Annotated in this window: 19 protein-coding genes; 1 reads left to right on the top strand and 18 read right to left on the bottom strand. The window is 68.4% G+C overall.

The window, feature by feature from the left end:
* Nucleotides 1-153: 153 nt before the first annotated feature.
* The 3 genes from ABH936_RS05345 to efp form a co-directional block, all read right to left on the bottom strand.
* A complete protein-coding gene (locus tag ABH936_RS05345; RefSeq protein WP_006943811.1) occupies nucleotides 154-810 on the bottom strand; it encodes a hypothetical protein in 657 nt (218 codons plus the stop codon).
* 100 nt (nucleotides 811-910) lie between these two features.
* The gene (gene nusB, locus ABH936_RS05340) at nucleotides 911-1,327 is read right to left on the bottom strand and encodes a transcription antitermination factor NusB (RefSeq protein WP_006943739.1); all 417 of its coding nucleotides are present in this window, start codon (nucleotides 1,325-1,327) and stop codon (nucleotides 911-913) included.
* 3 nt (nucleotides 1,328-1,330) lie between these two features.
* Complete coding sequence (gene efp / locus ABH936_RS05335) at nucleotides 1,331-1,891, bottom strand: elongation factor P (protein WP_006943829.1); 561 nt, start codon at nucleotides 1,889-1,891, stop codon at nucleotides 1,331-1,333.
* A gap of 224 nt (nucleotides 1,892-2,115) precedes the next feature.
* Between efp and ABH936_RS05330 the strand changes: the two genes are divergently transcribed.
* Nucleotides 2,116-3,708: an FMN-binding glutamate synthase family protein gene (locus ABH936_RS05330; RefSeq protein ID WP_259877976.1), complete on the top strand. Its 1,593-nt coding sequence runs from the start codon at nucleotides 2,116-2,118 to the stop codon at nucleotides 3,706-3,708.
* Between the two features lie 10 nt (nucleotides 3,709-3,718).
* Here the strand turns inward: ABH936_RS05330 and aroB are convergent, their stop codons facing one another.
* The 15 genes from aroB to ABH936_RS05255 form a co-directional block, all read right to left on the bottom strand.
* Complete coding sequence (gene aroB / locus ABH936_RS05325; RefSeq protein ID WP_259877977.1) at nucleotides 3,719-4,783, bottom strand: 3-dehydroquinate synthase; 1,065 nt, start codon at nucleotides 4,781-4,783, stop codon at nucleotides 3,719-3,721.
* Complete coding sequence (locus ABH936_RS05320) at nucleotides 4,780-5,463, bottom strand: shikimate kinase (protein WP_131941123.1); 684 nt, start codon at nucleotides 5,461-5,463, stop codon at nucleotides 4,780-4,782. Before ABH936_RS05320 ends, aroB begins: the two co-directional genes overlap by 4 nt.
* Nucleotides 5,460-6,686 (bottom strand): chorismate synthase, encoded by a 1,227-nt coding sequence (aroC, locus tag ABH936_RS05315; RefSeq protein ID WP_006943800.1) that lies wholly within the window; start codon nucleotides 6,684-6,686, stop codon nucleotides 5,460-5,462. Before aroC ends, ABH936_RS05320 begins: the two co-directional genes overlap by 4 nt.
* A gap of 8 nt (nucleotides 6,687-6,694) precedes the next feature.
* Nucleotides 6,695-7,534: a shikimate dehydrogenase gene (locus tag ABH936_RS05310; RefSeq protein WP_062258150.1), complete on the bottom strand. Its 840-nt coding sequence runs from the start codon at nucleotides 7,532-7,534 to the stop codon at nucleotides 6,695-6,697.
* The gene (gene mltG / locus ABH936_RS05305) at nucleotides 7,534-8,799 is read right to left on the bottom strand and encodes an endolytic transglycosylase MltG (RefSeq protein ID WP_404602776.1); all 1,266 of its coding nucleotides are present in this window, start codon (nucleotides 8,797-8,799) and stop codon (nucleotides 7,534-7,536) included. Before mltG ends, ABH936_RS05310 begins: the two co-directional genes overlap by 1 nt.
* Nucleotides 8,792-9,304 (bottom strand): Holliday junction resolvase RuvX, encoded by a 513-nt coding sequence (gene ruvX / locus ABH936_RS05300; RefSeq protein ID WP_038568518.1) that lies wholly within the window; start codon nucleotides 9,302-9,304, stop codon nucleotides 8,792-8,794. The genes mltG and ruvX overlap by 8 nt, the downstream gene beginning before the upstream one ends.
* An 18-nt stretch (nucleotides 9,305-9,322) precedes the next feature.
* A complete protein-coding gene (gene alaS, locus ABH936_RS05295) occupies nucleotides 9,323-12,037 on the bottom strand; it encodes an alanine--tRNA ligase (RefSeq protein WP_404602775.1) in 2,715 nt (904 codons plus the stop codon).
* 201 nt (nucleotides 12,038-12,238) lie between these two features.
* Nucleotides 12,239-13,915: an ABC transporter family substrate-binding protein gene (locus ABH936_RS05290; protein WP_404602774.1), complete on the bottom strand. Its 1,677-nt coding sequence runs from the start codon at nucleotides 13,913-13,915 to the stop codon at nucleotides 12,239-12,241.
* Nucleotides 13,912-16,041, bottom strand: a complete 2,130-nt coding sequence (locus tag ABH936_RS05285) for a dipeptide ABC transporter ATP-binding protein (protein WP_404602773.1) — start codon at nucleotides 16,039-16,041, stop codon at nucleotides 13,912-13,914. The genes ABH936_RS05290 and ABH936_RS05285 overlap by 4 nt, the downstream gene beginning before the upstream one ends.
* Nucleotides 16,038-17,039, bottom strand: a complete 1,002-nt coding sequence (locus tag ABH936_RS05280) for an ABC transporter permease (RefSeq protein WP_083607114.1) — start codon at nucleotides 17,037-17,039, stop codon at nucleotides 16,038-16,040. The genes ABH936_RS05285 and ABH936_RS05280 overlap by 4 nt, the downstream gene beginning before the upstream one ends.
* A gap of 3 nt (nucleotides 17,040-17,042) precedes the next feature.
* Complete coding sequence (locus tag ABH936_RS05275) at nucleotides 17,043-18,026, bottom strand: ABC transporter permease (protein ID WP_074039476.1); 984 nt, start codon at nucleotides 18,024-18,026, stop codon at nucleotides 17,043-17,045.
* Between the two features lie 160 nt (nucleotides 18,027-18,186).
* Nucleotides 18,187-20,265 carry a M3 family metallopeptidase gene (locus ABH936_RS05270; protein WP_074045231.1) on the bottom strand — a complete coding sequence of 693 codons (2,079 nt, stop codon included), beginning with the start codon at nucleotides 20,263-20,265 and terminating at the stop codon, nucleotides 18,187-18,189.
* 24 nt (nucleotides 20,266-20,289) lie between these two features.
* Nucleotides 20,290-20,664, bottom strand: coding sequence for a DUF948 domain-containing protein (locus ABH936_RS05265; RefSeq protein WP_083607112.1), 375 nt, complete (start codon nucleotides 20,662-20,664; stop codon nucleotides 20,290-20,292).
* A 112-nt stretch (nucleotides 20,665-20,776) separates the two neighbouring features.
* Entirely contained in the window at nucleotides 20,777-21,850 is a 1,074-nt protein-coding gene (locus tag ABH936_RS05260) for an ABC transporter ATP-binding protein (RefSeq protein WP_082740807.1), read from the bottom strand.
* Between the two features lie 2 nt (nucleotides 21,851-21,852).
* Complete coding sequence (locus ABH936_RS05255) at nucleotides 21,853-23,160, bottom strand: ABC transporter ATP-binding protein (RefSeq protein ID WP_338810881.1); 1,308 nt, start codon at nucleotides 23,158-23,160, stop codon at nucleotides 21,853-21,855.

Here is a 23,160-nt window from a genome sequence, read left to right as displayed (position 1 = left end):
CTCACAGGACGGATCGTTAAAGGATGATTCCGCTGCCCACCTTATCGCGCCTCGCCGGCCACGCCTGACCGGCGTCGTCCTGTTGGGACCCCGGCACTCGGCCTAATGACCTGCTCTTGGCAGTCTCCGAGGTCGGACACCGTGAATGAACGTTCAGAACTCGACGAAGCGCGCCGCGTCGTCACCGGCCGGGGCGGGCAGGTCATCGATGCCGCCGTGCCGCAGCGCTGCTTCTCGCGACGCGGCCCCGATGTTGTCCAGCTCCAGCGACTGGACGAGCCGGTCGAACGCGCGCGGATGCGTCAGCCGCAGCACGGGCACCCCCTCCGGCGCAGCCTCCCAACGGCGCATGCGCTCGCGTTTGCGCGCGAACGATGAGAAGTGCCACCGCACGATGGAGTTGCGCGAGAACAGCTGTCGCACGCTCTCCGTGTTCCCGTTGCACACGGGCGTGCGAGTGGTGAGGCGATGGACGCAGCGGCGCACGAGGCGGGAGAGGGTGAGGGCACGCGAGTAGTCGAGCGCGATGACGACCTGCGCCCGCTCGAGCATGACGTCCCTCCAGGCGCCGTACGCCGAATCGACGACCCAGCCCTGTGCGCTCGCCATCTGGTGCGCCAGAGCCCGCTGCTCATCCTGCGGACGCTCGATCCAACCGGGCAGCCACCCGACCTCGTCGTCGACGAGGTGGACGGGCAGCCCCAGGGCAGCGCCGAGCCGCGCCGCCGCCGTCGACTTGCCCGATCCCGTGACGCCGTACAACAGCACTCGCTGCGCGTGTTCGACATCGGAGAGGGAGGCGACGGGCATGATCCGAGCCTATCGCGGCACTCAGGCCCATGCGAGCGACATGACACGACCCACCCGCGCGAACGGGTGGGTCGTGTCATGTGAACGGTGGACGGGGCCGTCAGTCGACGATGCTCGACTTCACTTCGGACAGCTTGGTCAGCAGACCACCGATGAACTGCGGCGAGTTGTCGGTCGACAGCTCGGTCGCCAGGTTCTTGGCCTCGGAGACGGCGACGCCGTCGGGCACGTCGTCGACGTAGAGCACCTCGTAGGCCGCGACGCGCAGCAGCGCGCGATCGACGGCGGGCATGCGATCGAGCGTCCAACCGCGTGCGTACGTCTCGAGCGCTTCGTTGATCGTGCGCCAGTGGTCGACGACGCCGCGCACGAGCACCGCGGTGTACTCCGGCAACGGAGCCGGCGTCACGGGCGCGAGGACGCGCTCGTCGAGCAGGTCCTTCGCGTTGATCTCACGCTGCTCGGCTTCGAACAACAGGTCGAGGGCGCGCTTGCGCGCCTTGGTGCGAGCACCCATCGATCAGGAGACGCGGCCGAGGTAGGAGCCGTCGCGCGTGTCGACCTTGACCTTCGTGCCCTGCTCGAGGAACAGCGGCACCTGGATCTCGGCGCCCGTCTCGAGCGTCGCGGGCTTCGTGCCACCGGTGGAGCGGTCGCCCTGCAGGCCCGGCTCGGTGTGCGTGATCTCCAGGACGACGGACGCAGGCAGCTCGACGTAGAGGACGGTGCCGTCGTTCTGCGCGACGATCGCCTCTTGGTTCTCGAGCAGGAAGTTCGCGGCGTCGCCGACGGCGGTGGCCGGGATGTTGATCTGGTCGTACGTCTTCGTGTCCATGAACACGTAGTCGTCGCCGTCCTTGTAGAGGTACTGCATGTCGGAGCGGTCGACGTTGGCCGTCTCGACCTTGACGCCGGCGTTGAACGTCTTGTCGACGATCTTGCCGCTCATGACGTTCTTGAGCTTCGTGCGGACGAAGGCCGGGCCCTTGCCGGGCTTGACGTGCTGGAACTCGACGACGGACCACAGCCCGTTGTCGATCTTGAGAACCATGCCGTTCTTGAGGTCGTTCGTGCTCGCCATGGAGATCCGCCTTCGTTCATCGGGCAGCGCCAGGGCTCGTCGGCCCCGTGAACGCGCACCCGGGTGATGCCGCTGCGGACGGTGATCCGCGCGGCCGGTCAACAATCGCCCGCGCAGGCGCACGGGCATCAGCATCGAGTCTATCGTGTGAGCGCACCTCCCCCGATCGACGTTCCACACCTGCGCGTGATGCATTTCACGTCGAGCCTCGCCATACTTGGCGCATGAAGTGGACTCGCCTCGTAGCCGCCCTGCCCGCACTCGGCACGGCCGGTGTCGCCGCCTACGACCTCACGCAGAAGAACCACTCGCTGCTGCGCAACTTCCCCGTCCTCGGCCACGCGCGCTACGCGATCGAGCTGATCGGCCCCGAGATGCGGCAGTACATCGTCGCCGGCAACGACGAGGAGCGCCCGTTCAGCCGCGACCAGCGCGCCTGGATCTACCGCTCGGCCAAGGGCGTCAACAACTACGTCGGCTTCGGCACCGACAACGACCTCGAGTGCAACGAGGGCTACCCGATCGTCAAGCACCGCACGTTCGCGCAGTCGCATGCCGCGGAGACCGACGACCACGCCATCCCCTGTGCGAAGGTGCTCGGCGGCGCCCGCGGACGCGCCAAGGCGTTCCGTCCGCGCTCGGTCGTCAACGTCTCCGCGATGAGCTTCGGCTCGCTCTCCGGCGCGGCGATCACCGCGCTCAACAAGGGCGTCGCACTCGCCGGGGCGATGCACAACACCGGCGAGGGCGGGTTGTCCACCTATCACCGAAGCGGCGGCGACCTCATCCTGCAGATCGGCACCGGCTACTTCGGCTGCCGTGCCGAAGACGGCCACTTGGACCTCGACAAGCTCGTCACCGTCGTCGAGTCGGCGCCCGTCAGGGCCATCGAGATCAAGCTCTCCCAAGGCGCCAAACCGGGCCTCGGCGGCGTCCTGCCCGGCGCGAAGGTGACGAAGGAGATCGCCGACATCCGCGGCGTCCCGCAGGGCGAGACCGTCGTCTCGCCGTCACGGCACACCGCGTTCCACGACATCGACTCGATGCTCGACCTCGTCGAGAGGATCGCCGAGCGCACCGGCCTGCCCGTGGGCATCAAGTCGGCCGTCGGCGAGATGGGTTTCTGGCAGCAGCTGACGGCAGCGATGTCGAGCGTCGACGGCCCGCGCCGCGGAGTCGACTTCGTGACGATCGACGGCGGCGAGGGTGGCACGGGTGCGGCGCCCGTCGTGTTCTCCGACTCGGTCGCGCTCCCCTGGGCCGTCGGCTTCTCGCGCGTCTACGCCCTGTTCGCGGAGGCCGGCCTCACCGACGACGTCGTGTTCATCGCCTCCGGCAAGCTCGGCCTGCCGATCACGGCGGCGCAGGCGTTCGCGATGGGGGCCGACATGATCAACGTCGCGCGCGAGGCGATGCTGTCGATCGGCTGCCTGCAGACGCAGAAGTGCCACGAGGACACCTGCCCGACGGGCGTCGCGACGCAGAACGCGTGGCTCGCGCACGGCCTTGACCCCGAGCTCAAGAAGGTTCGCCTCGCGAACTACCTCGTCGCGCTGCGCAAGGACCTGCTGAAGATCAGTGACGCCGTCGGCGTCGCGCACCCCGGTCTGCTGACGCCCGACGACGTCGAATTGCTCGACGGGATGCGCAAGGGCACCGGCCTCGCCGACGTCTTCGGCTACCAGCCCGACTGGGGGCGCCTCGGCGACGAACTGGCGCGCGAGATCACCGACATCATGGTCGCCGGCGACTTCGAGAACGCCGGCACCGCCGCCGGTGACCGCGAGACGGCGAAGAAGGAGCAGCCGACGCGCTGAACGGTGCGTCTCAGCCAGTCACCGCGTCGAAGGCTGCGCGCAGCTGCTCGCGCGTCGGGCCTTCGAGGCGGTGGACGTCGCCGATGCCGTGCAGGACGACGAAGCGCAGCGTCGTGCCGCGCGTCTTCTTGTCACGCCCCATGACGGTGAGCATCTCGTCGAAGTCACCGCCCGCGTACGTCGTCGGCAGCCCGAGCGAGGTGATGACGGCGCGCTGCCGCTCCACATCGTTGCGCCCGAGCACGCCTGCCGCGCAGGCCAGTTCGGCGGCGAACACGCAGCCGACGGCGACGGCGTCACCGTGTCGCCAGGTGTAGTTCTCGAGCTGCTCGATGGCGTGCGCGAATGTGTGGCCGTAGTTGAGGATCTCGCGCAGGTTCGATTCCTTGAGGTCGGCCGCCACGACCGAGGCCTTGACGCTGATGGCCCGCTCGACGAGTTCCACGAGCTGCGGGCTCGTCACGTCGAGGCACGCAGCCGGGTCGGCCTCGACGAGTTCGAGGATCCGTTCGTCGCGGATGAAACCGCACTTGACGACCTCTGCGAGCCCGGCCGCGACGTCGCGTTCGGGTAGCGTCCGCACCGTGGCGAGGTCGGCGAACACGGCGAGCGGCTCGTGGAACGCGCCGACGAGGTTCTTGCCCTCGGCGATGTTGATGCCGGTCTTGCCGCCGACCGCCGCGTCGACCATCGCGAGCACCGTCGTCGGCACCTGGATGACGCCCACGCCGCGCAGCCACGACGCGGCAACCCAGCCGGCGAGGTCGGTCACCGCTCCCCCGCCGACGCCGACGACGACGTCGGTGCGCGTGAAGCCGGCTCGCGCCATGACGCCCCACAGGCGCGCGCTCACCTCGATCGTCTTGGCAGCCTCGCCGTTGGGCACGACCTCGCGCACGACGTCGATGCCGCGGCCACGCAGCGCTTCTTCGACGCGGTCGGCAATCGCCGTCACCGCCGCCTGCTCGACGATCAGTGCCCGCGCCACCCCGGCCGGGACGGTGCCCGCGAGGTCTTGCAGCACCCCCTCGCCGATGTGCACGGCATACGCGGTTCCCACACTGATGATGCTCATGGCGTCTCTCCTTCGTCGCGGCGCGTCCGGCCGCCTCGTGTGGCTCCGAGGATGCGTCGTCGCGCGATCGTCGCTGCCACCGAAGACGGCAACGGGCGCTTTCCACCGGTCGAGACGGGTGTCTCGTGCTCGGCCGCGACGAGCGCCTCGATGATGCGCGTGGCCGAGGCACCCGTCGTCCCGCGCGAGGTGTCGACGGTGACCGTCGCGACCTCCTCGTAGAGCCGTCGGCGTTCGGCGAAGATGCGCCGCCACGTGTCGATGCCACCGTTCGCGAGGATCGGGCGCGTCACGTCGCCGCGGATGCGGTAGCCGGCGTTGCGTTCGTCGACGGTCAGGTAGACGACGGTGTGCTCGCGCAGCGCCGCCCGCGTCGAGTCGTCGAGCACCGCCCCGCCACCGAGCGCGAGGACTCCGTCGAACGTGCCGAGCTGCTCGGTGATGACGTCGCGCTCGACCTCGCGGAACGCGGCCTCGCCGTGCGTCGCGAAGTAGTCACTGATCGAGCAGCCGAGGCGTTCGACGATGAGCGCGTCGCTGTCGCGCAGTTCGACGCCCCAGCGCGCCGCGAGGGAGCGCCCGACGGACGACTTGCCGGACGCCATCGGCCCGACGAGCACGGCGCGGGGACGCGGGTGGTGGCGCTCGGCGTCAGCCGCAGGCGTCGGTGGCGCGCTCACTCCCACGTCGTGAGCAGATCGGGGATGTTGGCGAGGTAGCTCTCGAGGTTGCGCCGCGTCTCGGCGACCGAGTCTCCACCGAACTTCTCGACGCACGCCTCGGCGAGTACGAGCGCGACCATCGCCTCCGCGACGACGCCAGCCGCCGGAACGGCGCAGACGTCGGAACGCTGGTGGATCGCCGTCGCGGCCTCACCCGTCGCGACGTCGACGGTCGCGAGCGCCCGCGGCACCGTCGAGATGGGCTTCATCGCGGCGCGCACCCGCAGCACGTCACCGGTCGACATGCCGCCCTCGGTGCCACCGGCACGGTTCGACTGGCGACGGATGACGCCGTCGTCACCGCGCACCATCTCGTCGTGAGCGGCCGAACCGCGGCGCGCGGCCGTAGTGAACCCGTCACCGATCTCGACACCCTTGATCGCCTGGATGCCCATCATCGCGGCGGCGAGGCGCGCGTCGAGGCGGCGGTCCCAATGTACGTGCGAGCCGAGGCCCGGGGGCAGACCGTAGGCGCAGACCTCGACGACGCCGCCGAGCGTGTCGCCCGCCTTCTTCGCCGCGTCGATCTCGGCGACCATGCGCGCCGAGCCGTCGGCGTCGAGGGTGCGCACGGGGTCGGCGTCGAGGGCCGCGACGTCGTCGGGGTGCGGCAGCGGTGAGTCGTCGGCGACGGCGGCCGTCCCGACGGCGACGGTGTGCGAGACGAGCCGGATGCCGTAGGCCTGCTCGAGGAAGCGCGCGGCGACCTCACCGAGGGCGACGCGCGCCGCGGTCTCGCGCGCGGAGGCGCGTTCGAGGACGGGGCGGGCGTCGGCGAAGCCGTACTTCTGCATGCCGACGAGGTCGGCGTGGCCGGGGCGCGGGCGCGTCAACGGCTTGTTGCGCGCGATCTCCTTCTCGGCGTTGACGTCGTTCGACGCCTCGTACGCGGATGCCTCGACCGGATCGGGCGACATGACGGTCTCCCATTTCGGCCATTCGCTGTTGCCGATCTGCAGCGCGAGCGGCGAACCGAGCGTCACGCCGTGACGCAGGCCGCCGACGAACGTCACGACGTCCTGCTCGAACTTCATGCGGGCGCCGCGCCCGTAGCCGAGGCGACGGCGCGCGAGGGCGTCGGAGATGTTCTGCGACGTCACCTCGACGCCGGCGGGCAGCCCCTCGATGACGCCCATGAGGGCCGGGCCGTGCGATTCACCTGCGGTCAACCAACGAAGCATGCGGCCGATCATTTCACGGCGGCGCGCCCGGCCTCCATCATGTCCGCGATGGGGGCAGTGTGGCCGGTGAACAGCTCGAACTGTGCCGCGGCCTGGTGCACGAGCATGTCGAGGCCGCTGACGACGGTCGCACCGCGCGCACTCATCGTGCGGGCGAATGCCGTCGGCCAATCGGCGTAGACGACGTCGAGGACGAACGGCCCGCCGGCCGCGCCGATGCGCAACGACGGGGCGTCGACGACGCGCGCAGCGAGGGCGTCCGCGCCCCCGGCCGGGGACGTCTGGACGACGAGCAGCGCCATGCCGACCGCCCACGCCGCGTCCTCGTCGTCCTCGCGCACGACGCGGGTGCTCATGCCCAGCGAGCGCGCCAGTGCCAGCGTCTCGGGGCGCGCCTGCTCGCGCACGACGAACATCACCTCGCGCACGCCGAGACGCGACAGAGCGGCGACGACGGAACGTGCCGTCGCGCCCGAGCCGATGACGACGGCGCCCCGGCCACCCGCGCACCCGGCGGCGCGCAGGGCTTCGACGACGCCGTGGACGTCGGTGTTGTCGGCGAACCAACCACCGTCACGCCGCACGAGCGTGTTGGCCGCGCCGACGTCACCAGCGAGCGCCGACGCCTCGTCAGCCACAGCCAACGCCGCTTCCTTGCACGGCATCGTCACCGACAGTCCGACGACATCGTGGTCGAGCCTGGCCACGAATGCGCGCACCTCATCAGCGACGACCTCGGCACGTGCGTACGACCAGTCGTCCAGGCCCGCCGCTCGATACCCCGCCTCGTGCAGCGTAGGCGAGAGCGAATGGTCGATCGGCGAGCCGACGACGAGTGCGCGGGGCATCAGCAGCCGCGTCCGGGGTTGGCCTTGCACCAGGCCTGGAATTTCTTCTCGTTCTCGAGCTGCTGGTCGTAGGTGTCCGCGAACAGCGTCTCGCCGGTGTCGAGGTTGACGGCGACGAAGTACTTCCACGTGCCCGGCGTCGGGTTCGCGGCGGCCTTGATCGCGTCGAGACCGGGGCTGTTGTACGGCGTCGGCGGCAGACCCGCGTGCACGTACGAGTTGTACGGGCTCGGGTTGGCGCGGTCGGCGTCGGTCGTCGTCACCGTGCCGCGCTTGTGGATGACGTAGTGGACGCTCGAGTCCATCTGCAGCTTCATCCCGCTCGACAGGCGGTTGTCGATGACGCGGGCCACCTTGCCGTCGTTCGCCGCGTTGGGCGACTCGGCCTGCACGATGCTGGCCTTCGTCAGCACCTTCTGGATCTGGTCGGCCGGGATGTTGAGCGAGTTGATCTGCTCCTTGGTGTTCGTCACCATCGTCTGCAGCTGCTGCTTCGCCGACATCGACTTGTCGAAGTCGTACGTCGAGGGGAACAGCCAGCCCTCGAGCTTGCCGTTCATCGTGCTCGGCAGGCCGAGCTGCGCGGGCGTCACGGCCTCGTACTCACTGACGGGGTGGCCGGTGCCCTTCGACAGCTTCGCGAAGATCTCGCTCTGCCACAGGCCCTCTTGGATGACGATGCCGCCGCCGACGCGGTTCTTCGGGTCCTGCAGCGCGGAGAGCGCCGAATCGGCGCTCTGCTTCTTCCTGAGTTTGTAGACGCCGGGCGTCAGGTTGACGTTCGGTGACGCCGCCATCGCCTCGACGAAGGCCGACGTCGACTTCGTCACCCCGGCCGCGACGAGCGCTGAACCGATCGTGCTGCCCGCGTCACCCTTGTTGATCTTGACCTCGGCGGTCTCGTTCTCCCCCGTGCCCGAGTAGTCGCCCCCTGAGCTGCTGAACGACGGCAGGCTCAGCCCCAGGGTGCGCCACGCGAAGGATCCGGCGGCGACGACGAGGACGAGCGCGAGCGCCAGGGTCACGAGACCGCGGCGCTTGTTCGGGTTGTAGTCGACCTCGCTCCCGCCGGCTGGGCGGAGAGCGTGGGCCTCGCGTTGCGCATCAGCGCGGGCGCGATGTTCACGTCGCGACTGCAGCCGTCGCGCCTGTGGCAGCTCTGCCCGAGTGGGTGCGCTGCGTTCGCCGTCGCGACGGACGCTCTGGCTGGGGTCGACCTCGTCGTTGCCGCTCCCGAAGAGACGCTCGCGGGGAGAATCAGGCATCGTGGGTGTCACCTTCGCTTGTCCGTCGTCGCGCACGGGGCTTGCGGCCCCCCACCTCGAGGCCGGGCGGCCTTCCGGTGCCACGCTCGGTCTCGAGTGCGGCCTGCAGGATGAGAACGGCGGCCTGCTGGTCGACGTGCTGCCTGTGCTTGCGCCCGGCCACCCCACTGGCGTGGAGCGATTGGTGCGCGGACACAGATGTTAGACGCTCATCGACGAGAATGACGCGAAGCGCGGGCCGAAGACGCTTCAGCGTGTTGGCCCAGGCGCGAGCGGCCTGTGTCGACGCGGTGTCCTCACCCTTCATGTTGAGGGGCAGGCCGACGACGACCTCGAGGGCACGAGCGTCGTCCGCGAGCTCGGCCACGCGCTGCACGTCCTTGTCGCTCGCGCTCGCGCGCGCGAGGGTCTCGACGGGCGTCGCCATGATGCCGCCAGGGTCGCTGACGGCGACGCCGACACGCACGGTGCCGACGTCGACGCCCAACCTGATCCCCTCACGCATGACGAGCCCGCCGCACCTTCAGTTCGTGACCGTGCGGCCGACGGCGTGCTCGACCTCGGCGATCGCGGCGCCGAGCTTCGAGGCGTCCTGGCCGCCACCCTGTGCGAGGTCCGCCTTGCCGCCGCCACCACCACCGAGCACGCCGGCCGCGACCTTGACGAGGTCACCGGCCTTGACGCGCCACTCGCGTGCCGGCGCGTTCGTCGCGATGACGATGACGGGGCGGCCCTTGCTCACGCCGCCGACTGCGACGACGCTCGGGGCCGCGTCGCCGAGCTTGGCGCGCAGATCCGTCGCCATCGCCCGGGCCGCGTCGGCGTCGATCGCGTCGTCGTGATGACCGATGAAGCGCACCCCGAAGACGTCCTTCGCCTGCTCGACGAGGGAGCCGGCCGCAGCGGCCATCTGCTGCTGCTTGAGGCGCGAGAGCTCGCGCTCGGCGTCCTTGATGCGCGTCAGCATCTCGGAGATCTTGTCCTTGAGCTCACCCGGCTGCGCCTTCGTCATCGACGTGAGGTCGGCGACGAGGGCGCGCTCCTTCGCGAGGTAGCGCATCGCGTCGATCCCGACGAACGCCTCGAGACGGCGCACGCCCGAACCGACGGACGACTCGCCGGTGAGCGTGAGCGCACCGATCTGCGAGCTGTGCGCGACGTGCGTGCCACCACAGAGCTCTCGCGACCAGGGGCCGCCGATCTCGATGACGCGCACCTGCTCGTCGTAGGTCTCGCCGAACAGGGCGATCGCGCCCCACTCCTTTGCCTCGGGCAGCGTCATGTACTGCGCGGCGACGGGTAGGTCACGACGCAGGGCGAGGTTGGAGACCTCCTCGATCTCGCTGCGCGCCTCGGGCGACAGGGCCGAGTTCCACGCGAAGTCGAGACGCAGGTAACCGGGCTTGTTGTACGAGCCGCTCTGCAGCGCCGACGGGCCGAGCACCTCGCGCAGCGCGGCGTGCACGACGTGCGTGCCCGAGTGCGCCTGGCAGGCGGAGATGCGCCATTCGGGGTCGACCTGCGTCTGGACGCCCTCACCAACGCGGACGGGCCCGTCGAGCACCTCGACCGTGTGCGCGATGAGGCCCTTGACCGGGCGCTGCACATCGACGACCTTGAGGCGACCGGCGGGCGTGACGATGATGCCCTCGTCGGCGATCTGACCACCGGATTCGGCGTAGAACGACGTGCGGTCGAGCACGACCTGGCCGCTCTGACCCGGCTCGAGCTGTTCGACGGCCGAGCCGTTCGCGACGAGGCCGCGCACGCTCGCCTCGGCCTGCAGCGTCTCGTAGGCGAGGAACTCGGTGGCCCCGGCCTCGCGCAGCTGCGTCCAGACGGCGACGTCACCGTGGCCGGCCTTCTTCGCCTTGGCGTCGGCCTTGGCGCGCTGACGCTGCTCGTCCATGAGGCGACGGAAACCGGCCTCGTCGACGCTGACTCCCTGCTCGGCCGCCATCTCGAGGGTGAGGTCGATCGGGAAGCCGTACGTGTCGTGGAGGCTGAACGCCTGGTCGCCGGTGAGGACGGGCTTGTCGCCGCCCGCCTGCTGGTCCGTCGTCTGCTTCGCCCTCGCGACCGCGGTATCGAGGATCGTCGTACCAGCGACGAGGGTGCGGCGGAATGCCTCCTCCTCGGCGTACGCGATCTGCGAGATGCGCGCGAAGTCGGTCTTGAGCTCGGGGTACGACTGCGACATCCGCTCCATCGAGATCGGGACCAGGTGCGGCAGCGCCGGGTCGGCGTAGCCGAGCAGGCGCATCGCGCGCACCGCGCGGCGCAGCATGCGGCGCAGGACGTACCCGCGCCCCTCGTTGCCCGGCGTCACGCCGTCACCGATGAGCATGAGCGAGCTGCGCACGTGGTCGGCGACGACGCGCAGGTGGACGTCGTCAGGGTGGCTGCTCGCGGCCGACTGGCCCGAGTTCGCGCCGTAGCGCTTGCCCGTCATCTCGGCGGCCATGTCGAGGACTGGGTAGACCTCGTCGATCTCGTAGAGGTTGTCGACGCCCTGCAGCACCGACGCCATGCGCTCCAGGCCCATGCCGGTGTCGATGTTACGGCGCGGCAGTTCGCCGGCGACGTCGAAGTCAGCCTTGCTGCGCACGGCGGACAGCTCGTACTGCATGAAGACCAGGTTCCAGATCTCCATGTAGCGGTCCTCGTCGACCGCCGGGCCACCCTCGACGCCGTACTCGGCGCCGCGGTCGAAGAAGATCTCCGAGCACGGCCCACCGGGGCCGGGTACGCCCATGCTCCAGTAGTTGTCGTTCGCGTCGCGGCGCGTGATGCGCGCGGCGTCGACGCCGATAACGTCCTTCCAGATCGCGTAGGCCTCGTCGTCGCTCTCGAACACCGTCGGCCACAGACGGTCGGCGTCGAGACCGTACCCGCCCTGGCTCTGGTGCGTCGTGAGCAGCTCCCACGCGAACTTGATCGCGTCTTCCTTGAAGTAGTCACCGAAGCTGAAGTTGCCGTTCATCTGGAAGAACGTGCCGTGACGGCTCGTCTTGCCGACCTCTTCGATGTCACCCGTGCGCACGCACTTCTGCACGCTGGTCGCGCGCGTGAACGTCGGCGTGGCCTGACCGAGGAAGTACGGCTTGAACGGCACCATGCCGGCGTTGACGAAGAGCAGGTTCGGGTCGTCGTAGATGAGCGGTGCGCTCGGGACGACCGTGTGGCCCTTGCCTTCGAAGAACTGCAGCCAGCGGCGCCTGATCTCGGCGGTTTCCATCAATCGCCCTCATTCGTGAGAAGTCGTACGGGTGTGCGTCGCCCATCATCCCACGAGCGCGCGCCATTTCCCCATCATGGCGGCGCCGTGACCGGCCGGGCGGTGCGGGGCACCGCGGCGCGCGAACGAACGGACGAGGCCCGGCCCCCTGTGCGGGAACCGGGCCTCGCCCGTCATGTCAGGCGCGCATCGGCGCTGACGTCACTTCTGCCAACCGATGGTCTCCGGGAACGGGAAGGAGAACACGGACGCACCGACGTTCGCGAGCCCCTTCTTCGTTGCCATGATGACCGGACCGTTCGTCAGCGGCAGGATGCCGTACTGGTCCATGGCCTGCTTCTCCAGCTTGTTGGCCTCGGCGATCTGCTTGTCCTTGTCGCCGATCTTCGTCAGGTCCTTGAACTTCGGGTCGAGCGACTTGTCCGCGACACCGGACTGGTTCAGGCCAGAGTCCGAGCACCACACCTGGCAGGCGTACGCCACACCGTAGGGGTCGGAGGAGCTGAAGCCCATCGGGAAGAGGTCGAAGTCCTTCTTCGTGATGACGTTCGAGAACTCCGACGAGGCGCGCTGGTCGATCTTCATGTCGACGCCGATGCCCTTGAGCATCGCCTGCATCGCCGTGGCCTGGGCCTTGTTGACCGGGTCGTCACCGAGGTTGACGTAGCTGAGGGTCAGCTTCTTGCCGTCCTTGGAACGGACGCCGTCCGAACCGGCCTTCCAGCCCGCCGCGTCGAGGTCCTTCTTCGCCTGCTCGGCGTCGAACTTCGTCGAGACGTTGTTCTCGTAGCCCTTCTGGAAGCTGAAGAGCAGGAACGAGCCGGGCAGCTCCTCCTTGTAGTCGAGACCGTTGAACTCGATCTCGGCGAGCTTGCTGCGGTCGACGCCTTCCATGATGGCCTTGCGAACGGCCTTGTCCGCGAGCAGCGGGCTCTTGCCGTTGAGGGTGAGCAGGCTGTTCGAGGGGGAGGAACCGCGGCGCAGCTCGGTGTTGGGAACATCCTTCACCTGCTGCAGACGGTCCTTGGTCGTCGCGTTCGTCGAGTCGATCTGCCCGTTCTTGAACGCGTTGATGGACGCCGAGGCCTCCATCGTGATGAACGTGCGCTTGTCGAGCTTGCCCTTGTCGCCCCACCACTTCTCGTTACGGACGAACGAGATGGTGCCGGCCTTCGAGTCGTACTTCTCGATCTTGTACGGGCCCGCGCCGAGCTCGGCGTGCGGGTTGTTCAGGTAGAACTTGTTGAACTGGTCCGCGGAGCTCACCTTCGGGTTGAGCAGGAAGTCGAACAGACCTTCCCACCACACGCCCGGCTGGTTGAACGTGATGACGGCCTCGTGGTCGTCCTTGCCCTTCGCCACGGACTCGATGGCCGAGAAGCCATCCGTCGAGCTGGGCAGGAACGCCTTGTCCTTGCCGCTGTTGGCCTTCCACGTGTTCTCGAAGGACTTCCAGTCGATCGGCGAGCCGTCGTTGTACTTCGCCTTCGGGTTCATCGTGTAGGTGACGACGAGCTTGTCACCCTTGACCTCGCTCTTGGCGTCCTCGATGTAGGCCTTGTTCCAGATGACCTTGCTGCCGTCAGCCGCGTACGTCTTGAGGACGGGGTTGTACCAGCGCCACACGTCCGAGGTGTAGCGGGTGCCGTCCTGCTGGAACGGGTTGAACTGCGGAGAGACCTCGGTCGTGGCGGTGGTGTACGTGCCACCATCCTTGAGGGCCGACGCCGGCTGCTCGTTGTAGCTCTTCTGCAACGAGGTGTTCGTCGTCTTCTTGCTGTCGTCGCCCTTGTCGTCCGACGAGCCCCCGGAACACCCGGTGAGCAGCAGAGCGCTGGCGAGAACGAAGGCGCCGGACGCCGTCTTCATCGACTTCATGAGTGAACTTCCTTTGTGTCGGCCCCGCCTGCGAAGTGACAGGCGTGGGCATGATCGGCGCCGGTCACAGACATGAGCTCGGGCGTCGTGTCCCGGCACAGCTGCTGCTTCGCGTCGTCGAGGGTCTTATACAACGGGCACCGCGAGACGAAGCGGCACCCGGGCTCTGAGGAGGTCGGGCTGGGCAGGTCGCCCGTGAGCAGGATCCGCTCACGGCTACGTTCGACCACCGGGTCCGGCACGGGGATGGCGGACAGGAGCGCCTTGGTGTAGGGGTGCATCGGGCGCTCGAACACGTCGTCGACGGCACCGACCTCGACGATCTTGCCGAGGTACATGACCGCGACCCGATCCGAGATGTGACGCACGACGGCGAGGTCGTGGGCGACGATGAGGTAGCTGAGGCCGAGACGGGCCTTCAGCTCGGCGAGCAGGTTGATGACGCCGGCCTGGATCGACACGTCGAGCGCGGAGACCGGCTCGTCGAGCACGACCGTCTTCGGGTTCGTGGCGAGCGCACGGGCGATGCCGATGCGTTGACGCTGTCCGCCGGAGAAGGCGGCCGGGAAACGGTCGGAGTGCTGCGGGTTGAGCCCGACGAGCGCCATGAGCTCCTCGACCCGCTCGTCGATCTCGTGCTTGCTCGACCCACCGAGCGCGACGAGCGGTTCGCTGATGATGCCGTGCACCGTCATGCGCGGGTCGAGGGCACCCATCGGGTCCTGGAAGACCATCTGGATGTCGCGACGCAGATCCTTGCGCTGCGACCTCGAGGCGTTCTTGATGCTCTGCCCTGCGATCTCGATGTCGCCCGTCTCGGGCTGACCCATCCGCATGATCTCCATGAGGGTGGTCGTCTTGCCCGAGCCGGACTCCCCGACGAGACCGAGGGTCTCCCCCTCCCGCAGGTCGAGGTCGATGCCGGCGACGGCGTAGACCGAGCCGACGCGACGCTTGAGCACGGCGCCCTTCATGAGCGGAAACGTCTTCGTCACGTCGTCCAGGCGCAGGACGCTCGCGCGCTCGTCGCGGGGGATGCCGGCGGCGGGATCCTCGATGACGGGTCGGGGGAAGATGGGTTCGGAGCCGATGAAGCCCCGCCCGGAGATCTCGTCGGCGCGGATGCAGGCCGCACGATGCGTCGCGGAGCCGACGGGACGCAGGGCTGGTTCGCCGTTGCCGCACTCCGCGGTCGCGATCGGGCAGCGCGGGATGAGCGGGCACGCGTCCGGGAGGTCGACGAGCAACGGCGGCGTGCCCTTGATCGGTGCGAGCGCCTCACGCCCCGTCGCGTCGACGCGGGGCACGGCCCCGAGCAGGCCGATGGTGTACGGCATCCGCGGTGCGGCGAAGACGTCGTCCGCCGTCCCCGTCTCGATGAGGCGGCCGGCGTACATGACGCCGACACGGTCGGCCTGACCGGCGACGACGCCCAGGTCGTGCGTGATCATGAGCACGGCGGCGCCCGTCTCACGCTGGGCCTTCTTGAGCACCTCGAGCACCTGGGCCTGCACCGTCACATCGAGTGCGGTGGTCGGCTCGTCCGCGATGATGAGGTCCGGGTTGTTCGCGATGGCCAGGGCGATGACGACACGCTGACGCATACCGCCGGAGAACTCGTGCGGGAACGACTTCGCACGGGTCTTCGGGTTGGGGATGCCGACGAGGTCGAGCAGCGCGACGGCCTGCTCCCACGCCTTCGCCTTGGTGATGTCCTGATGGATGAGGATCGCTTCGACGATCTGGTCACCGACGGTGAAGATCGGCGTCAGCGCCGACAGGGGATCCTGAAACACCATGCCGATGCGCTTGCCGCGCACCTTCGACATCTCCTTGTCGGTGCGTCCCAGCAGCTCTTCACCGTCGAGGGTGATGCTGCCGTCAACCTTCGCGTAGCTCGGCAGCAGACCCATGATGGCCGTGGACGTGACGGACTTGCCCGAGCCGGACTCGCCGACGATGCCGAGCGTCTCACCGCGTGCGATGTCGAAGCTGACGCCGCGCACCGCGTCGACACGCCCCGCTTCGGAGGGGAAGGACACCGCGAGATCCTTGACCGAGATCAGCGGGCTGCTGCCCGCCTTGTCCAGCATGCCGCCACCGGAGACGGAGATCGGGGTGCTCATGCGTTGCCACCAGCCTTGGAGTTCGGGTCGAGCGCGTCACGCAAGCCGTCACCGATGAGTGCCATCGAGACGGTGAGCATGACGAGGAGCAGAGAGGGGAAGGCGAACAGCCACGGCGCGGAGTAGACCGAATTCGCGCCGTCGGCGAGCATCGAACCGAGCGACACGTCGGGCTGCTTGATGCCGAACCCGAGGAAGGACAGGCCGGTCTCGCTCATGATGGTGGAGACGACGCCGAGGGTGAAGTTCACGATGAGCAGCGACCCGATGTTCGGGATGACGTGGCGAAGCACCACCTTCGTCGTCGGCACTCCCATGAACTCGGCGGCCGCGACGTATTCGCGTTCGCGCACGGATGTCGAGATCGTCCACACGATGCGGGCCGAGAACACCCAGCCGAAGAGGGTCAGCACGAAGATGAGGACGCGCCAGTCGCCCTGGAAGTAGGTGGAGATGAGCGCCAGGATGAGGAAGCTCGGCACCACGAGGAGGAAGTGGATGAGACCGAGGGTCAATTTCTCCAGACGCCCACCCACGTAGGCGGCCCAGGCTCCGACGACCGCCGAGATGATCGTCGTCAGCGCCGACACGCTCACACCGATGATGATGGATCGCTGCAGACCGTGGACGGCCTGGGCGTAGGTGTCATTACCGGCCTGGTTGGTGCCGAAGAAGTGGCTCCCGCCCGGACCCTGCTGCAGCGTGAGGAAGTCGGGGTCGGTGTAGTTCCACTGCGTGAAGAACCCGCCGACGATCGAGAACACGATGAGACCCAGGAGGATGACGAGACCCAGGACGCCGCCCTTGTTGCGCATGAAACGGCGCATGTAGAGCTTTCGGCGGGTGAGCGGAGCGGCGGCGCCGTCGCGCTTGGGGTCGCCCTCGGTCAGCTCAGGGGTGGGCGAACCGTCCGGTAGGCGCGTCTCGCGGACCGTCTCCGGCGAGATGGCGGCCTGTTCGACGCTTTCGGGCTCGATGGGGTTGAAGTCGTTCGTCATGGCTCAGCTCACCCGCACTCGGGGGTCGAGGGCGACGGTCGCGAGGTCCGCGAGGATCGCGCCGATGGCCGTCATGAGGGCGCCGAACGCCGCGATGGCGACGGTGCCGTGGATGTCGTTCTGCCCGATGGTCTGGGTGAAGTACTGCCCCATGCCCTTCCAGGCGAAGATCGTCTCTGTCATGATCGCGCCGGTGAACATCGCCGGGATGGAGAACGCGAGCTGGGCGGCCGTCGGAATGAGCGACGTGCGCAGTCCGTGGCGGCGGATGGCCTCCTGGCGCGTGAGCCCCTTGGCCCGGGCGGTGCGCACGAAGTCCGCGTCCACGGTGTCGAGCAGGAGCGTGCGCTGAGTCATGTGGTAGCTGGCGTAACCAACGAGGATGAGGGTGATCGACGGCAGCACGAGATGTGCCAGGCGGCTGACGAGCGTCGCCCAGAACCCACTGACGTTCGGATCTTGCGCACCGGCGACGTAGAAGACGGTGTGACCGAGCTTCTGGTTGGCCCAGATGCCGAGGAACACGACGCACAGCGCCGCCACCGGCAGGGGGATGTTGAGCGTGATGATCGACGTGGCTTGGGCCACGCGGTCGCCGAAGCGGTACTGGCGAGCTGCGCTGTAGACGGCCAGCGCGATGCCGAGGACCGCACTGAGAATCGTCGCACCGAGCACGAGCTGGGCGCTGATGGCGGCCCGGTAGGCGACCTCGGAGTTGACGTCGACACCCGTCGGCGACTGACCCCAGTCCCAGTGGAAGAACACGCCCTGGAACCACGTCCACCACTTCGTGAAGACCGATTCGTCGGGGTTCAGGTTGTACTGGTCCAGGGAGCGAACGATCTGGTCGTGGCTGAGCGGGGGTCGCCGCGCCAGATAGTTCGACTCGGGCTTCAGGAAGAAGGAAGCCAGGAAGAACGTCAGGTTGGTGGCCACGAAGATCATGACCACCCACCCCAGCGCTTTTCGGAGGATGTAGCGAAGCACGCGGGCGTGTCTCCTTCACGAGACGGTGATGAACGCTGGTCGGAAGGTCTTTCCTTCAGCGGCCATTGAAGAATATGTGGTGGGCGCCGAAGATGAACGGCTGGGGGACGGCCCGTGACGACATCGTTACTCACGAAACAAGGACGACATCTGGCCGACGTCAGCGCGACCCGGAACTCCTGGCCTCGAGGCCGCGACGGCGGAACATCGGCCCCGGCGACGGCGCCCGGCCGCGGAAGCTCTCGTACGCCCCCATGGGGTCTGCGCTACCGCCCACGCCGAGGATCCGTTCGGCGAACCGACGTCCGTTCTCGCGCGTCGCTCCCCCGTTCTCGACGAACCACTCGCATGCGTCCGCATCGAGCACCTCCGACCACAGGTAGCCGTAGTACCCCGCCGAGTACCCACCGGAGAAGACGTGCTGAAAGTACGGCGCGGCATAGCGGGAGGGCACGGCGTCGATGTCCAGTCCGTACCGGCGCCGTACCGTCTCGGCCATCTGCTCGACGGACGGCACCTCGTCCTGCTCGGTGAGCAGGTGCCAGGAGAAGTCGAGCAATGCGGCGCCCACCAGCTCACTGGTGGCGAAACCCTGGTTACAGGTCGCCGAGGCCTCGAGGCGATCACGCACCGCCTCCGGCAGCGTCTCCCCCGTCTCGACGTGCTGGGCGTAGCGCTCGACGACGCTCGGCCACAGCATCCACATCTCGTTGACCTGGCTGGGGAACTCGACGAAGTCCCGTTCGACGTTGGGCCCCGAGACCGACGGGTGACGCACCTGCGACAGCAGCCCGTGCAGGGCATGGCCGAACTCGTGGAAGAACGTCTCCACCTCGTCGAACGTCATGAGGGTGGGCTCCCCCTGCGACGGCCGCGTCACGTTGAGGTTGTTGCAGACGACCGGGGCCTGGCCGAGGAGGTCGTTCTGCTCGACGAGCGGATGCATCCACGCGCCGCCGCGCTTGCTCGGGCGGGCGTACGGATCGAGCAGGTACAGGCCGACGGCGCCCCCGTCCTCGTCGTGCACCTCGAACACGCGCGTGTCAGCGTTCCAGCCCCGCAGATCGGCTCGCGGGGTGAACGTGAGGCCGTACAGCTGCTCGGCCGCGGCGAACACGCCCCGCTCGAGAACACGTTCGAGCTCGAAGTAGGGACGCAGGGCCTCCAGGTCGACGTCGTGATCTCGCGCTCTGACCTGCTCGGCGTAGTACGCGTGATCCCACGACTCGATCGTGTCCACCCCGTCCTCGCGGGCCGTGGCGGCTAGCACCTCGATCTCGGCGCGGGCGTTCTCGCCGGCGGCACGCGCGATGGGAGCGAGCATGTCGAGCACCGCCTCGGGCGTCCTGGCCGTGCTGTCCGCCGTCGCCCACGCGGCGTGGCTGTCGAAGCCCAGCAGCGCGGCTCGACGGGCACGCAGGCGGGCGATGTCCCGAACCAGCTCCCTCGTGTCGTTCTCGTCGCCGCGACTGCACCGCGCCGTCGACGCCGTCATGATGCGTCGACGCAGGTCACGATCACGCAGACGCGCGAGGTAGGGATGTCCCGTCGGATACGTGAGAGGGATGACGTAGCCGCCGCCGTCCTGCTCGGGCCGTGCCAGGGCGTCGATCTCGGCGTCGTCGAGGCCTGCGAGGCCCGAACGCTCCTCGACGACGACGGCCAGGGCCGCGGTGTCGGCCAGCAGGCGGCGGTCGAACTCGGCGCCGAGTGTGGCGAGCTCGCCGTTGATCGCCTTGACCTGCTCGGCAGCCTCCGGGGTGAGGGCCGCGCCGGCAAGCGTCATCGCCTTGATCCGGCGCTCGACGATATGGCTCTGTTCGGGGCTCATCGTGGCGTCGCCGGCTCGAACCTCGCGCAGCTTCTCGAGCAGCGCAGCATCGACGTCGACGAGGTCCGCCAGGGCGGCGACGCGCGGCGCGAGCTCGTCCTCGAGGGCCTGCAACGGCGGTGTCGTGTCAGAACCGGTCAGGGTGTGAAGCGGCGCCAACACGCGTTCGGTGGCCGCGTGATCGCGTTCCAACGGCTCGACGACGTCGACGAACGTCGCCGGTGTCTGCGGCTGCGTGATGTCCGCGAGGGTGCGCCGCACCTGCTGCTCGAGATGCTCGAAGGCCGGGACGAAGTGCTCGGCGCGGATGCGTTCGAACGGCGGCAACTCGAACGGCAGGTCGCTGCGCGTCAGCAGCGGATTGGTGGAAGCGTCGTCCGTGACGGGGCCGGTCCTGATGTGGGTCATGGGGTGACCCTAGCCGCGCAGCACTCAGAATCGGCGCCGGGTCCCCGGGGTCTTTCCGCTCATTGCCGTCTTGATGGTGTAACCGACGGAGGCGACCTTCAGCATGGGACGCCCGACCGTCGCCACGGTCAGCGACGTCAGGGCGTTGAGATTATTCGTCATCGTCGCGAGGTTGGCCGTGATTGCGTCGAGGCGCTCGACCTGGGTGTTCGCGGCTGCGACGGTCGAGGTCATCTCCGTGATGAGCGGCAACGTCTCGTCGCTCACCTTGCGCACCGCGGCGCTCGCCTCGTCGAGCACGGCGCCAGCCTTGCCGATGACACTGCCGAGGCGCCACACGAGCACGGCGAACGCGACGGCCGCGATGAACCCGGCGATCTGTCCGAGCGTCAGGTCCACGTCATCTCCTTCTTCGAGCGCGCATGTCGCGCTGACACCAGATTACGGGGTGCACACGGCCGTCAGGCCCGCCCCGGTGTGGGGCGGGCCTGACGGCTTCGAGCGGGTGACGTCACACGACGTCGGCGCGCACCTCCGGGAAGTGGCACGCGACGCGGTGGCCGGGCGCGACCTCGACGGGCTCGGGCACGACCTGAGCGCACAGATCCTGTGCCTTCGGGCAGCGCGTGCGGAACACGCAACCCGACGGCGGGTTCTGCGGGCTCGGCAGGTCGCCCTTGAGCAGGATGCGCTCGCGCTTGCCCTTGAGCGTGGGGTCCGGGATCGGCACGGCCGACAGCAGCGCGTGCGTGTACGGGTGCTGCGGGCGCTCGTACAGCGTGTCGCGGTCGGCGTCCTCCATGACCTTGCCGAGGTACATGACGACGACGCGGTCGGAGATGTGACGCACGACGGACAGGTCGTGCGCGACGAAGACGTACGCCATCTTGTCGCTGTCCTGGATCTCCTCGAGCAGGTTGACGACCTGCGCCTGGATCGACACGTCGAGCGCCGAGACCGGCTCGTCGCAGACGATGACCTGCGGCTTGAGGGCGATCGCACGCGCGACACCGATGCGCTGACGCTGACCACCGGAGAACTCGTGTGGGTAGCGGTTGTAGTGCTCGGGGTTGAGCCCTACGCGCGACATGAGCTCCTGCACCGCGTTCTTCACGCCGCCCTCGGGCTTGACGCCCTGGATCTCGAACGGCGCCGAGATGATCTTGCCGACGGTGTGACGCGGGTTGAGCGAGCCGTGCGGGTCCTGGAACACCATCTGCAGTTCACGACGAATGCGCCGCAGGTCGCCGCCCTTGAAGTCGGTGATGTCCTCACCGGCGAACTCGATCCGGCCGCCCGTGGGCTCGAGGAGCTTGAGCATCGTGCGACCGGCGGTCGACTTGCCACAGCCCGACTCGCCGACGAGGCCGACCGTCTCACCGCGGTGGACGACGAGGTCGATGCCGTCGACGGCCTTGACGGGGTTGTCGGGGCGCCGGATGAGGCCCGCCTTCTTCTGCGGGAAGTGCTTCTGCAGCCCGGTGACGCGCAGCACCTCTTCTCCGACGGCGACCTGGGTCGCGCTCGCGAGAGCGTCGTCGGGTCCCGGCGTCACGCTCGTCGCGTGCGTGTCTGCGTTGGTCATGCTCAGTCTCCAACCTTGGTCGCGCCGTGGGCGTCCGCAGCACCGGCGGTCGCGGCGTGGGCCGCGCCGGTCGTGGAAGCCGCGTCGTCGCCGTCGATCGTGCGGGTCTGCGCGGGCTTCATGTGCTCGGCCTTCTGCTCTGCGGTCAGGAAGCAGCGGGCTTCCTGGTCGCCGAAGTGGCGCAGATCGGGCATCTCGGTGTCGCAGCGATCGCCCGGCACGAGGTACTTGAACGCGCAACGCGGCGCGAACGAGCAACCCCTCGGCAGGTTGATGAGCGACGGCGGGTTACCGGGGATGGGGTCGAGCTGCTCGCGACGTGCCTCGTCGAGACGGGGCATCGAGTTGAGCAGACCCACGGTGTACGGGTGTTGCGGCGTCGCGAACGTGTCGTAGACGTCACCCTTCTCGACCGGACGCCCGGCGTACATGACGAGCAGGTCGTCCGCGACGTCGGCGACCACGCCGAGGTCGTGGGTGATGATGATGATCGCGGACTTGAACTCCTGCTGCAGGTCGAGCATGAGGTCGAGGATCTGCGCCTGCACCGTCACGTCGAGTGCCGTGGTCGGCTCGTCGGCGATGAGCAGCTTCGGGTCATTGACGAGCGCCATCGCCGTCATCGCCCGCTGACGCATACCGCCCGAGAACTCGTGGGGGTACTGATCGACTCGCTTCTGCGGCGACGGGATGCCGACGCGGGCGAGCATGTCGATCGTGTGCTCACGCGCCTCCTTCTTCGACGCCTTGGGGTGGTGCACCTTGTAGGCCTCGATGATCTGCGCGCCCACCGTGTAGTACGGGTGAAGCGCCGACAGCGGGTCCTGGAAGATCATTGCCATCTTGCGCCCGCGCAGCTCGCGCATGCGGTCTTCCTTGATGGTGAGCAGGTCGTCACCGTCGAAGTCGATCGCACCGGAGATCTGGGCGTTCGTCCCACGGTTGAGGCCCATGATCGTCGTCGACGTCACCGACTTGCCGGAACCCGACTCACCGACGATGCCGAGCGTCTGACCCTCGTACAGGTTGAAGCTCACGCCGTCGACCGACTTGACGATGCCGTCATCGGTCGGCCAGTGCACCTTGAGGTCGCGCACCGACAGCAGCGGTGTGCCACTCTTGTCGACCTGCTTCTTGCCGGGCTTGGCGCCCGAGTCCGTGAACGTCTCGCGGCCCACGCCATGGCCCGCGTCGTGCCCGGGGACCTTTGCGGCCGCGGTGGCGACGACGTCGCCGGCCTTGTCAACGAGAGCTTCGGCCTTCTCGCCGACGACGGAGTCGTCGACCTTCTTCTTGAGCTTGTCGAACAT

Origin of the sequence: Dermacoccus sp. GAS27A (assembly GCF_044909235.1) — a bacterium.
Taxonomy (GTDB): domain Bacteria; phylum Actinomycetota; class Actinomycetes; order Actinomycetales; family Dermatophilaceae; genus Dermacoccus; species Dermacoccus nishinomiyaensis.
The sequence above is the reverse complement of the archived record's forward strand: the minus strand, read 5'-3'. Positions and strand labels throughout refer to the sequence as shown.